The sequence below is a fragment of the Corynebacterium maris DSM 45190 genome, from assembly GCF_000442645.1.
Classification (GTDB): domain Bacteria; phylum Actinomycetota; class Actinomycetes; order Mycobacteriales; family Mycobacteriaceae; genus Corynebacterium; species Corynebacterium maris.
In genome coordinates this window covers 274,304-287,217 of sequence record NC_021915.1, presented here as the reverse complement: position 1 = coordinate 287,217, position 12,914 = coordinate 274,304, and the positions used below count along the sequence as shown (strand labels likewise).

At 67.2% G+C, this 12,914-nt stretch carries 9 protein-coding genes, 1 tRNA gene and 1 other RNA gene; 4 read left to right on the top strand and 7 right to left on the bottom strand.

What is annotated here, in order from left to right; translation table 11 throughout:
• Positions 1-40: 40 nt before the first annotated feature.
• Positions 41-2,785, top strand: coding sequence for a phosphoenolpyruvate carboxylase (gene ppc / locus B841_RS01400; RefSeq protein WP_020933692.1), 2,745 nt, complete (start codon positions 41-43; stop codon positions 2,783-2,785).
• 3 nt (positions 2,786-2,788) lie between these two features.
• On the opposite strand, the gene B841_RS01395 is transcribed toward ppc, so the two are convergent.
• Both B841_RS01395 and B841_RS01390 read right to left on the bottom strand, forming a co-directional pair.
• Entirely contained in the window at positions 2,789-3,268 is a 480-nt protein-coding gene (locus B841_RS01395; protein WP_020933691.1) for a suppressor of fused domain protein, read from the bottom strand.
• An 85-nt stretch (positions 3,269-3,353) separates the two neighbouring features.
• The gene (locus tag B841_RS01390; protein ID WP_020933690.1) at positions 3,354-4,625 is read right to left on the bottom strand and encodes a PLP-dependent aminotransferase family protein; all 1,272 of its coding nucleotides are present in this window, start codon (positions 4,623-4,625) and stop codon (positions 3,354-3,356) included.
• Between the two features lie 446 nt (positions 4,626-5,071).
• Here B841_RS01390 and B841_RS01385 point away from each other — a divergent pair, with 446 nt between their 5' ends.
• Both B841_RS01385 and B841_RS01380 read left to right on the top strand, forming a co-directional pair.
• Positions 5,072-7,426 (top strand): cytochrome P450/oxidoreductase, encoded by a 2,355-nt coding sequence (locus B841_RS01385; RefSeq protein WP_020933689.1) that lies wholly within the window; start codon positions 5,072-5,074, stop codon positions 7,424-7,426.
• A gap of 39 nt (positions 7,427-7,465) precedes the next feature.
• Positions 7,466-7,705 (top strand): hypothetical protein, encoded by a 240-nt coding sequence (locus tag B841_RS01380; RefSeq protein WP_020933688.1) that lies wholly within the window; start codon positions 7,466-7,468, stop codon positions 7,703-7,705.
• 266 nt (positions 7,706-7,971) lie between these two features.
• On the opposite strand, the gene ffs is transcribed toward B841_RS01380, so the two are convergent.
• The 5 genes from ffs to B841_RS01360 all read right to left on the bottom strand — a co-directional run bounded on the left by ffs (position 7,972) and on the right by B841_RS01360 (position 12,128).
• Positions 7,972-8,070, bottom strand: an RNA gene (ffs, locus tag B841_RS13515) — signal recognition particle sRNA small type.
• A gap of 45 nt (positions 8,071-8,115) precedes the next feature.
• Positions 8,116-9,261, bottom strand: coding sequence for a cysteine desulfurase family protein (locus tag B841_RS01375; protein ID WP_020933687.1), 1,146 nt, complete (start codon positions 9,259-9,261; stop codon positions 8,116-8,118).
• Positions 9,258-10,106, bottom strand: coding sequence for a carboxylating nicotinate-nucleotide diphosphorylase (nadC, locus tag B841_RS01370; RefSeq protein WP_020933686.1), 849 nt, complete (start codon positions 10,104-10,106; stop codon positions 9,258-9,260). The genes B841_RS01375 and nadC overlap by 4 nt, the downstream gene beginning before the upstream one ends.
• Positions 10,103-11,425, bottom strand: coding sequence for a quinolinate synthase NadA (gene nadA, locus B841_RS01365; RefSeq protein WP_020933685.1), 1,323 nt, complete (start codon positions 11,423-11,425; stop codon positions 10,103-10,105). The genes nadC and nadA overlap by 4 nt, the downstream gene beginning before the upstream one ends.
• Positions 11,426-11,444: 19 nt before the next feature.
• On the bottom strand, positions 11,445-12,128 hold the full coding sequence (locus tag B841_RS01360) for an NUDIX hydrolase (protein ID WP_020933684.1): 684 nt from the start codon (positions 12,126-12,128) through the stop codon (positions 11,445-11,447).
• A 238-nt stretch (positions 12,129-12,366) separates the two neighbouring features.
• Here B841_RS01360 and B841_RS01355 point away from each other — a divergent pair.
• Positions 12,367-12,455: transfer RNA gene (locus B841_RS01355), tRNA-Ser, on the top strand.
• The last annotated feature ends 459 nt before the right edge of the window (positions 12,456-12,914 follow it).

Genomic DNA, 12,914 nt, shown 5'->3' with positions numbered 1-12,914 from the left:
CTGCACACCGCACGCATTCTCATGAAGGGATCAGGAACCAGTGAGTGATCAGGTTCGCGACGACATCCGCCTCCTCGGCCGCATTCTCGGCCGAGTCATCGCCGAGCAGGAGGGCGAGGACATATACGAGCTGGTGGAGGACACCCGGCGGCGGGCGTTCGCGGTGGCCCGCGGGGAGGAGGACCCGGAGTCGTTGTTGGCGATTTTCCGCACCGTCGACGAGCACAAGATCAACCTGGTCGCCCGCTCGTTCAGCTACTTCGCGCTGATGGCCAACATCGCGGAGGACTTGGACGACGAGACCTCGCTGGCGCAGCGGGAAGACGCCGGGGAAGCCGCCCCTGCCGCGTCGCTGGACGGGGTGCTGGCCAAGCTGCGGGAGGCGGATTCGGTGACCCCGGGGGACGTGGCGCAGATGCTGCGCACCGCCCAGGTGTCGCCGGTGTTGACCGCACACCCGACGGAGACGCGCCGCCGCACGGTCTTTGACGTGCAAAAGCGCATCATTCACCTGCTGCGGGAGCGCCACGGCCTGATCAACCGGCCGGAGACCCCGCGGCGGCGCAACCGCTTGAGCGAGATCGAGCGTGAGATCCATCTGCGCATGACCTTGTTATGGCAGACGGCGTTGATCCGCATCGCGCGTCCGCAGATCGAGGACGAGGTCAACGTGGGCCTGCGCTATTTCAAGCTGAGCCTGCTGGAGGAGGTTCCGGCGATCAACCGCGACGTGCTGGCCGGGCTGCGGGAGGTCTTCGGCACGGAGGTGCCGAGCACGCAGATCGTGCGCACCGGTTCCTGGATCGGCGGCGACCACGACGGCAACCCGTTTGTCACGGGCGAGACGCTGACGTATGCCACCCGCAAGGCCGCAGACACGGTGCTGGGCCACTACGTGGAGGAGCTCGGCGAGCTGGAGCGGGAGCTGAGCCTGTCCGACCGGTACTCGGACAGCTCCGCGGAGCTGCAGGAGCTGGCCGCGCGCGGGCGCAACGACGTGCCCAGCCGGGTGGACGAGCCTTATCGACGCGCGATTCACGGCGTCCACGGCCGCATCCGCGCCACCCGCGCCGTCGTCGCCGGGGACACCGCCGCCGACGGCCACGAGCCGTATGCCTCCCCGCAGGAGTTTTTGGCGGATCTGGACGTCATCGACCGCTCGCTGCGCGAGTTCAGCGACGCGATCATCGCCGACGACCGCCTGCTGCGCATCCGCTCCGCCGTGGAGTCCTTCGGCTTCCACCTCAACGCTTTGGACCTGCGCCAGAACTCGGAGTCTTTCGAGGCCGTGCTGGACGAGCTTTTCGCCGCCGCCGGCGTGGTCCGCGGCTACGCGGGACTCAACGAGGAGGAGAAGCGCAAGGTGCTGACCGAGGAGCTCGCCTCGGCGCGCCCGCTGACCTTCTCCTGGGCGGAACCGTTCAGCGAACCGACCGAACGTGAGCTGGGCATCTTCCGCGCGGCGGCCGACGCCGTGAATCTCCTCGGCCCGGAGGTCATCCCGCACTGCATCGTCTCCATGACGGGCACGGTCAGCGACGTCTTGGAACCGATGGTGTTGCTCAAGGAAGTCGGGCTGATCAACTTCGACGCGGCGCAGGGCCGGTTGGTCGGCTCCGTGGACGTCGCCCCGCTGTTTGAGACGATCGACGACCTCAAGGCCGGCGCCGCCATCTTGGAGGAGCTGTGGGACGTGCCGCTGTACCGCCAGTACCTGCGCGGGCGCGGCGATCTCCAGGAAGTCGTGCTGGGGTATTCCGACTCCAACAAGGACGGCGGCTACCTCTCGGCGAACTGGGCGCTGTACGACGCCGAGCTCGCCGTCGTGGAGGCGTGCGCCGCCCGCGGCATCAACCTGCGCTTCTCCCACGGCCGCGGCGGGGCCGTCGGCCGGGGCGGCGGGCCGACCTACGACGCGATCCTGGCCCAGCCCAAAGGCGCGGTGCAGGGCTCCATCCGCATCACCGAGCAGGGCGAGGTCATCTCCGCGCGCTACGGGCAAAACTCCACGGCGCGCAGGCACCTGGAGGCCTTCGTCGCGGGCACGCTGGAGGCCTCCTTGCTGGACACCGAGTCGCTGCAGGAATCGGAGCGCGCCTACGGGATCATGCGCGAGATCGCCGAGCTGGCCGGGGAAAAGTACGCCGACCTGATCCGCCGGGACCCGGGCTTCATCGACTACTTCACCCAGTCGACCCCGCTGCACGAGATCGGGGACCTGAACATGGGCTCGCGCCCGACCGCTCGCAAGCAGACTTCCTCGGTCGCCGATCTACGCGCGATCCCGTGGGTGCTGTCCTGGTCGCAGTCGCGGGTGAACCTGCCGGGCTGGTTCGGCGTCGGCACCGGCGTGACCCGCTGGGCAGGCGACGACGAGGCCCGCTGGCAGGACCTGCGGACCCTCTACCGGGCGTGGCCGTTTTTCCGTTCGGTGCTGGACAACATGGCCCAGGTCATGGGCAAGGCGTCGATGGACCTGGCGCAGATGTACTCGCGCCTGGTCGATGACCCGGAGGTCTCACGTCGCATCTTCCAGACCATCTCCGACGAGTACGAGCTGACCCGCGAAATCTTCCGGCGCATCACCGGCCACGAATCACTCATGGCCGGCAACGAACGCCTGGAGCGCTCCGTGTACCGGCGCTACCCGTATCTGCTGCCGCTCAACGCCATCCAGGTGGAGCTGCTGCGCCGCTACCGCGCCGGGGACGATTCCTTCCTGGTGTCCAAGACCATCCAGGTGACCATGAACGGCCTGGCCACCGGCCTGCGCACCTCCGGGTAGGGGTCAGTCGCGGCGCCAGTCGGCGAGGTCTTCGCCTCGGCGGTGCAAGCGGCGTAGCAGCTTGTCGACGCCCTGGTCCACCCCGATCGAGTACTCCTCGTCGGTCAACAGCGCCAGCTGCAGGATCAGGGTCATGCGGCCGTCTTCGCGCACGTGCGGGGTCTGCCCGCCCCACAAGGTGGGCGCGATGAGCAGGCCGTGTTCCATGAGCAGGTCGCCGTCGGCCGTGAGCCCGGCCCGGGTGCCCAGATCGGGCAGGAGCACGCCGGGTTGGGCGGGCACGGTCCCGTTCGCCTTCTGCAGCATGTCGGCGGCCTCGGTGACGGCGGCGCTGAGCATCACCTCGCTTTCGTGGGCGATCACGAGCAGTTCGCAGCGGACCTCGGTGTCGTTTTCTTCGGTCATGACCAGCCCGGTGTCCACGCCCCCGAAGTCGAAGGTGGCGGCGAACCGGCGGTCGTCGTCGACTGTGCCGGTGGCCACGCGCCACCCGTCGACTTTGCGCAGGGTCAGATCGCCGGGCAGGATCTGGTCGAGCCAGTAGGCGGTGTCGTCGAAGTTCAGGGCCCTACGCCCCCAGCTTCTCGACGGCCGCGAGCAGCACGCAGGTGGCCACGCCGTCCATCGCCGCGGTGACCTCCGCCACCGGCGGCAGCGACGGGGCGAGGCGGATGTTGCGGTTGTTCGGGTCCTGCTTCAACGGGAAGGAGGAGCCGGCGCCGGTCAGGGCGATGCCGGCCTCCTTCGCCAGTTCCACCACCCGGGAGGCCGTGCCGTCGATGACGTCGAGGGAGATGAAGTACCCGCCCTTCGGTTCGGTCCAGCGGGCGACCTCGTACTGGCCGAGGCGCTCCTCGAGGATCTCCAGCACCTTGGTGAACTTCGGCGCCAGGATGTCGGCGTGCTTGCGCATAACCTCGCGGACGCCGTCGGCGTCGCCGAAGTAGCGGGCGTGGGCCAGCTGGTTGACCTTGTTCGGGCCGATGCCGCGGACGGAGGCGACCGACTTATACCAGTCGAGGTTGTCCACGGAGGAGGCGAAGAAGCTGACGCCGGCGCCGGCGTGGGTGATCTTCGACGTCGAGGTCAGATACCAGAAGCGGTTCGGGTTGCCGGCGGCCTCGGCGAAGCCCAGCACGTCGTGCACCGGCGGGAACTCGTCGGTCAGCGTGTGCACGGCATACGCGTTGTCCCACACGATGCGGAAGTCCGGGGCGGCGGTCTCCATCTCGGCCAGGCCGCGGGCGATCTCCTCGCTGGTGGTCACCCCCGTCGGGTTGGAGAAGACCGGCACCACCCACATGCCCTTGACCTGCGGGTCTTTGACCAGTTCCTGGATGGCGTTCAGGTCGGGGCCGTCCTCGAGCATCGGCACGGAGATCATCTCGAATCCGAATTTCTCGGTGATGGTGAAGTGGCGGTCATACCCCGGGACCGGGCAGATCCACTTGACCGTCTCCTCGTCCTTCCAGGGGCGCTCGGAGTCGTTGGTGCCGAAGGCGTACGCCCAGGAGACGAGGTCGAACATGATGTTGAGGCTGGAGGAATCGCCGGCGTAGATCTGCTCGAGCTCCACGCCGAGCAGCTCCGCCCAGATGCCGCGGACATCCGCGAGCCCGGCGAGGTTGCCGTAGTTGCGCACGTCCGTGCCGTCGGCCGCGTGGTGATTGCCCTTGCCCGGAAGCTCGAGCAGGGCGTCGGCCAGATCCAGTTGCTCGGCGGCGGGCTTGCCGCGGGTCAGATCCAGCTTCAGGTCCTTGTCCTTCAGCACGTCGTAGTCCTGGCGGACTTCGGCGGCGAAGGCGGCGAGTTGGTCTGCGTCGAAATCAAGAAGCGACAAGGTGAAAACCTCCCCTTGTATCGGGGGCGCGCCGGCTGCGCGCCTGACTGGCCCCCATCGTAGTTCGCCGCCGCCGGGCGAGTTTTCCGGGCTGGCCGGGAAGAAAACGGCCGTTTCCGGGCGGGCCGCGGACCTATTTTGTGCGCTATAAGAACACCAAAACGCGCCCCGATTCGACAATGATAGGTTCTTTACCCCCGTTGGGGTGAGACATCTACGCCAAGCAGCGGCAACCCAGAAAAACACACACCCCAAACCTTGCCCACAGCCCGCTAGATCCTATTATTGCACCCCCGAAAAAGGTCATTCTTTCGCCGTATGCTTCCCCTCACACTTGTCCTGTAAGCCAGATCACTCCTAATGTCCGTGGATAACCCACGACGCACCGGGACCGCAGCTCAGCGGACTGGAGCGCCCCCTGGAGAACGAGACCCGAGGAGCTTTCCATGACCGACACCCTGGCCAACCAGAACACCGACGCCGGCGCCTCCGCCTGCCCGTTTTTGAACGGCGAGATGGTCGACGTCGCCGCGCTGAACAACCGCGAGAGCGTCTCCGACGAACACTTCGACCCCCTGGGCACCGACTTCGTCAACGACCCGTGGGGCCACACCGAGTGGTCCTTCCACAACGAGCCGGTGTTCTACTCCCACAAGCTCGGTTACTGGGTCGTCACCCGCTACGACGACATCATGAAGATCTTCAAGGACACCGAGAACTACTCCGCGTCCAACGTCCTGGACAAGGCCGTCCCGCTCTCCGACGAGGCCAAGGACGTCCTCGACGACTACGGCTACGACTTCCGCGACACCATCGTCAACACCGACGAGCCGATCCACACCCCGCGCCGCCGCGCCCTGGAAGAACCCTTCCGCGTCGAGCAGCTGCGCAAGTTGGAGGAGACCGCGCGCGCGACCGTCGACAGCTACATCGACAAGTTCATCGCCGACGGCGAGGCCGACGTCTACACCGATCTGCTGCACATCTCCCCGCTGACCGTCGCCCTGCAGTTCATGGGCATCCCGGCCGAGGACATGGCCAAAATCCACGAGTACTCCATGGCGCACGCCACCACCACCTGGGGCAAGCCGGCCCCGGGCCAGGATCTGACCGTCGCGGAGACCAACGGCAAGTTCTGGCAGCACTCCCAGAAGGTCTTGGCCAAGCTCATGGCCGACGAGACGGCCGAGGGCTGGGTGCCGCACTCCATCCGCGCGCACCGCGAGGACCCGGAGACCGTCCCGATGTACTACCTGCGCTCCAAGACGATGTCCGCGGTCACCGCCGCGCACGACACCACCGCGAACTCCGCGTCGAACCTGTTCATCTACCTGCACACCGAGCGCCCCGACCTGTGGAAGACGCTGCAGCAGAACCCGGAGCTGCTGCCGAACGCCATCGAAGAGTCCCTGCGCCTCAACGGCGGATCGCACGCCTGGCGCCGCAAGACCGTCAACGAGGTCGAAGTCCGCGGCGTGACGATCCCGGCCGGCGAAAACGTCCTGCTGGTCACCTCCGTGGCCAACCGCGACCCGGAGGTCTTCCCGGACCCGCACACCTTCGACCTCTACCGCGACAACGTCACCAAGCACCTGACCTTCGGCTACGGCATCCACCAGTGCATGGGCCGCAACCTGGCGCGCATGCAGATGCAGATCCTGTTCCAGCAGCTGCTCAAGCGCCTGCCGCACATCCAGCTCGACGAAGGCCAGGACACCAGCTTCGGCCGCCTGCCGTCGATGTCCTTCCGCGGCCCGCAGACCATCCGGGCGCACTGGGACGCGTCCAAGAACCCGGAGAACTTCGGCCCCGTCTCGGAGGAGAACCCGGCGATCGTCTACAACGGACCCAGCCGTGAGTTGCGCACCCGCACCATGGTCGTCTCCGAGATCGAGGACACGACCGACACGATCCGCCGCATCACGCTGACCAACATGGATGAGACGGAACTGCCGAAGTGCTACTCCGGCGCCCACATCGAGATCAACGCCGGCGGGCTCAACCGCCAGTACTCCCTGGTTAACGAGGCACCCGACGTCTGGGAGATCGCGGTGCAGCTCGAAGAGGAAAGCCGCGGCGGCTCCAAGTGGATCCACGAGAACCTCACCCCCGGTTCCGTCGTCGAGGTCCGCGGTCCGCGCAACAACTTCCGCTTCAACAAGGAGGCCACCAAGCTCATCCTGGTCGGCGCGGGCATCGGCGTCACCCCGATGCTGGCCATGGCCGACGAAGCCAAGGCCGAGGGCATCGACTATGAGCTGCACTACTCGGGCAGCTCCAAGGACTCCATGGCCTACCTGGAACGCATCGTCCGCGACCACGGCGGCACCGCGGAGCTGCACATCTCCGAGGAGGGCACCCGCATGGACGTCACGCAGTTCGCCGACCGCTACGAGGACGGCGTCCAGCTGCTGACCTGCGGCCCGGACCGGTTCACCTCCGCCATCCTGGAGGCGACCGCCCACTGGCCGGAAGACACCGTCCGCCGCGAATCCTTCACCGCGACCACGCTGATCGACGCCTCCCAGAACAAGCCGTTCACCGTGGTGAAAAACTCCACCGGCGAGGAGTACACCGTCCCGGCGAACATGACCCTGCTGGAGACCCTCGAGGCCGCCGGCGAGGACCTCTACGCCGAGTGCCGTGAAGGCATCTGCGGCACCTGCGAGGTCGGGATGGTCTCCGGCAAGGCCGAGCACCGCGACCTGGTGATGTCCGAGAAGGAAAAGCGCGAGAACAACTCCCTGATGACCTGCGTCTCCCGCGGCGCCTGCGGCTCCAAGCTCGTCCTGGACATCTAAGACACCCCGACCCCGCAACAAACAATAAGGAGAAACACCATGGCACACGTCGACATGTGGGATATCTTCCGTGAGGTCCCGGCAGAGAAACTCGCTGGCCTCTTCCACCGCTACCTGGAGAACAATCCGGAGGCCGAGCTGGTGGAGGGCAAGTCCACCGAGGAGCTCGCCGAGCTGCTGGTGATGGCGTCCACCGGCGCGGAGGACGACTTCGTGGTGACCAAGATCTTCGACTACGCGTTGAAGTTCCTGCGCAAGGAAGAACCCGTTAGCGCCTAACACAGCACTGATACTTGACGACGCCTCTCTTACCGCATCGTGGTAAGAGAGGCGTCGTCGTGTGCTGCGGGAAACAGCCTGGCCATTCTTCAGGGTGGTCGGCCTTTATACGACCGCTCGTATTTTCTGACATGCCTCCCCGCATATCGCCTGGTCGCTTACGTAGAAAAGGACCCGCGACGTCACATAATACGACGGTCCGGAAAAGTTGACGGGCAGCTCGCCTCACACAAAGACGGCGCCACAGATCAGGAAAGCCCCCAGAAAAAGTAAGGGGACCCCACGCACCTGTCAGAGCTCGTTGACCCTTGCTGCGTTCCCGCCCTGGGGGAGTTCACAAGATGGACACCGCGTGGGATCCTGCGTCCTACCTTATCCCAAAGCACCGCCGGGTAGGCAAACCGGCCTGCTCAACGCCCGCCGAGCGCCCCTACCGCGGCCACAGATTCGCGTACGGCCTGCGCCGCGGCGTCGATATCGGCGCCTGTGACGTCCGGGCCGAAGGTGAAACGCACCGCGGTGCGCGCCAGCTCCTCCCCCATGCCTAAGGCGGTGAGCACATGCGAGGGCTCGTCCGCCCCGGCCGCGCACGCCGCCCCAGAGGAGCACACGATCCCGCGGGACTCGAGTTCCAGCAGCACCGTTTCGCCGTTGACGCCCGGAAAGACGAAGGAGGCGTGTCCGGGCAGACGCGCCTGCCGCGGGCCGCTCACCTGTGCGCCGGGGCACGTCGACAGCACCGCGTCGATGAACTCGTCGCGCAGCGTGCTCAGCCGGACGGCCGTTTCTACGCGTTCGGCTTCGGCCTCGCTCAGCGCGACGGCCAGGGCCACCGCCCCGGCGATGTTCTCGGTGCCGCTGCGTCGGCCGCGTTCCTGTCCCCCGCCGTGGATGACGGGCTCGAGCGCGTAACGCCCGCGCGACCACAGCACCCCGCTGCCTTTCGGTGCGCCGACCTTGTGGCCGGACAGGCTCAGCGCGTCCACGCCCAGCTCAGCGACATTCAGCGGCAGCTGCCCGGCGGCTTGCACGGCATCGGTGTGAAACGGCACCTTCTTCTGCTTCGCCACGGCCGTAAGTTCCGCGATGGGTTGGATCGCGCCGATTTCGTTGTTGGCGTAGTGGATCGAGACCAGCGTGGTGTCTTCACGCAGGACTTCAGTCAGCTCCTCCGGGTCTATCAACCCCTCGACAGAAGGAGTCAGGTAATCGACCTCGAAGCCGTGGATGCGCTGCAGGTACTCGGCGCTGGCCAGCACCGCATCGTGCTCGATCGGGGTGGTCACCAGGTGTTTTCCGCGCGGACGGCCCAGCGCGAAACCTTTGAGCGCCAAGTTGTCGGCCTCGGTGCCGCCGGCGGTGAAGGTCACCTCGGAGGCCCGCCCGCCGAGCACCTTCGCCACCGCTGCACGCGCCTGGACGAGCCCCGCCGCAGCTGCGCGGCCCAGGCCGTGGGTGCTGGACGGGTTGCCGAACTCCCCGGTCAGATACGGCCACATCGCCTCCAGAGCGCTGCGGCGCACGGGCGTGGTGGCGGCGTGGTCGAGGTAGATCACTGCACGTCCAACCCCAGGTCCAGCGAGCGCACGCTGTGCGTCAAGGCACCCACGGAGATGACGTCGACGCCGGTGCGGGCGATGTCTCCCACGGTGTCCAGGGTGACGCCGCCGCTGGCCTCGACGATGAGGCGGCCGTCGACGAGCTCCACCCCGCGGCGCAGGTCAGCGAGCTCGAAGTTGTCCAGCATCACGGAGTTGACCACGCCCGGTTCCACCGCGAGGACTTCCTCGAGTTGATCCAGGCGGTCGACCTCGACCTCCAGGTGCGTGGTGTGCGAGATCCGCGCGCGGGCCTGACGCAGCGCATCGGCCAGCGACACCCCGGCGGTGGACAACGCGGCCAGGTGGTTGTCCTTGGCCATCACCGCGTCCGACAGGAAGAAGCGGTGGTTGTGGCCTCCGCCGTCGCGCACGGCCTGGCGCTCCAGCACCCGCAGGCCCGGGGTGGTCTTGCGCGTATCGACGATGCGCGCCGCCGTACCCTTCACCTCCGCGACGTAGCGGGCGGTGAGCGTGGCTACCCCGCTCATGCGCTGCACCAGGTTCAACGCGATCCGCTCGGCGCGCAGCACGGCGCGGGCCGGGCCGTTAACGGTGGCCAACACGTCGCCCGGCTGAAAGGCGGTGCCGTCGGTGACGGCGAGCTCGACGGTGACGGAGGCGTCGACAAGCTCGAAGACGGTGGCAAAGACCTCCCCGCCGCTGAACCGGCCCGGCTCGCGCGCCACCAGGGAGGCGCTGAGCTGGGCGTCGACCGGGACCAATGCCTCGGAGGTCAGGTCCCCGTGGGGCGCGTCCTCGGCGAGAGCGGCGGCGACGATGCCGCGGATGGCGTCGCTCATTTCTTCTTCGCCCCCTGCTGCGGCGCCACCGAGAGCATGCGCTCCAGGGCGGTGCGCGCCGGGTCGGCGACGCTGTCCGGCACGGAGATCTGGTTGACGACGTTGCCGGCCACCAGCTCCTCGAGCACCCACGCCAGGTAGGCGGGGTGGATGCGATACATCGTGGAGCACGGGCAGATCACCGGGTCGAGGCAGAAGATGGTGTGCTCCGGGTGTTCGGCGGCCAGGCGCTGCACGAGGTTGATCTCGGTGCCGATCGCGAAGGTGGAGCCCGCCGGGGCGGCCTCGATGGCCTTGACGATGAAGTCCGTGGACCCGGCGGAATCGGCCGCGTCGACCACCGGCATCGGGGATTCCGGGTGCACGATCACGTGCACGTCCGGGTGTTCGGCGCGGGCCTGGTCGATCTGCTCGACGCTGAAGCGCTTGTGTACGGAGCAGAAACCGTGCCAGAGCAGGATCTTGGCCTCCTCGAGCTGCTGCTCGGTGTTGCCGCCCAGCGGGCGGTTCGGGTTCCACATCGGCATCTGCTCCAGCGGGACGCCCGCGGCCTTACCGGTGTTGCGGCCCAGGTGCTGGTCGGGGAAGAACAGCACGCGCTGGCCGCGCTCAAACGCCCAGTCCAATACGGCGGAGGCGTTTGAGGAGGTGCAGACGATGCCGCCGTGTTCGCCGACGAAGCCCTTGAGCGCCGCCGAGGAGTTCATGTAGGTCACCGGGATGATGGGGGCGCGGCCGTCGGCGTCCGGTTCGGTGCCGTAGACCTCCTCGAGCTGCTCCCAGCACTCGGTCACCGAATCCAGGTCGGCCATGTCCGCCATGGAGCAGCCGGCGGCCAGATTCGGCAGGATCGAGGCCTGCTCCGGGGTGGACAGCAGGTCGGCGGTCTCCGCCATGAAGTGCACGCCGCAGAACACGATGGCCTCGGCCTCCGGGCGGGTCTTCGCCGCGTTGGCCAGTTGGAAGGAATCCCCCACGAAGTCGGCATGCTGGATGATCTCGTCGCGCTGGTAGAAGTGCCCGAGGATGACCGCGCGCTCGCCGAGTTCTTCCTTGGCGGCGCGGATGCGCTCGTGGAGCTCCTCGTCCGGGGCATTCGTGTACTCCGCCGGGATCTGGCCCTGGCGCGGGGCGGCGGCCGGGATCTGGTCCGCCTGGGAGGCGCCGGGGCCGTAGCCGTGGGCGATCGTGGGGGCGTCGAACTCCCAGGGGCCGGACGTCAGCTCCCCTGAGCAGCTGGAACCGGCGGAGGAGCCGGTGGCGATGAGCTTGAGTCGGCGGTCCACGGAGGCGGCCGAACGAGTGTCCTGGATGGTCATGGTTGTCCTGTCGTCGTGATCAGTGAGTGAGGCCGGGCTGGACGTCCACGTCCGCCCGGTAGCGGTATAGCTTCGGCGGCCGGTGCGGGGTGCCCGCCAGGTAGTCGCCGGTCTCTTCCAAGTCGCCTTCGGCCAGCGCGGAACGGCGGAAATTCGCCGGGTCCACGCGCTCGCCGAGGACCGCCTCGTGCACCATGCGCAGTTGCCCCAGGGTGAAGGTCTCGCCGAGGAAGGCGTGCGCGATCCGGGCGTATTCGACTTTGGTGCGCAGCCGGGTCAGGGCATAGTCCACGATTTGACGGTGGTCGAAGGCGAGTTCAGGCAGGTCGTCCGCGGGGTACCAGCGGACGTTTTCGGTGGGGACGGCTTGCTCGACCTCTGCGCCGCGTACCAGCGCCCAGTACACGACGGAGATCACCCGGCCGGTCGGCGATCGGTCGACGCGGCCGAAGGTGTAGAGCTGCTCCATGTAACTGGGGTGCAGCCCGGTCGTTTCCGCCAGGGTGCGGGCGGCGGCCTCCTCCAGCTCCTCGTCATCCGGCAGCCATCCCCCGGGCAGGGCCCATCGATCCTGATAGGGATCGCGGGTGCGCAGGACAAAAGGGGTCCACAGGGCGGGGACGCCGGCACGCTTATCGACGTCCGATTGTTCCCGGAGCGTGAAAATGACGGTGGACACCGCCAGCCGTGCGTCGTTGCCCATGACCCCTCCTCCTGTCCGCAATGGCACTTAAAGTCCGAATGACTTGAAGCCTGGTGACGCAGCTTACGGTCACCGTGACCAGAAGCCAAGGACCTCCCCGCGAACGGGGGCTGCGACGCCCTTTTGGCCTGGAGGGCGCCGCAAACGCGCCGGACGACCAGCGATTTGGCGAATCTGGAGAGGATTGTGTAGTGTTTCTACAAGAACAAAGCAGCACATATCGTGCGGCTGGTTCGCTGGAGGATTCGACTAGCGGCCTATGTCACACGCCTGGAACGCGTGCGGGTAGCGATACCCTCGAGGGTTCAAATCCCTCATCCTCCGCCACAAAAATCTCCGGCAGCTTCGGCTGCCGGAGATTTTTCGCTTCCACGATTGCGCGGGTTAAGGGTGGATTAAGCATCCCGCGCGTGGGGTCGGCCCAGTTCGCGCCAGTACAACCCCTAAATGTTTCACGTGAAACGACGACGGCCCCGCCGCGGATGGCCACGCTCGCACCATGCAGGCCACAGGCGATGCCCCAGCCACCCGCCTCCAGCCAGCGGCAAGGCCAGGCGTCCACCGTCGGGCAAGAAGCGTCCAGGACACCCAGCACCATGGTGATACGCAGCTGGAGGCGACTCAACCGACCCGCGTGGAATTTTCCACTGAGCGCCCCTGCACTTGACGACCAGAGATGATCACACCTCCGAATGTCGACGCCCTCAGCCGAGCACGGCGCACATGCCCGCCCCTCCCTCTGCGCAGCTGCCGCCTTCGCACCCTGGAGGAAGTGCCGGCCCCTGC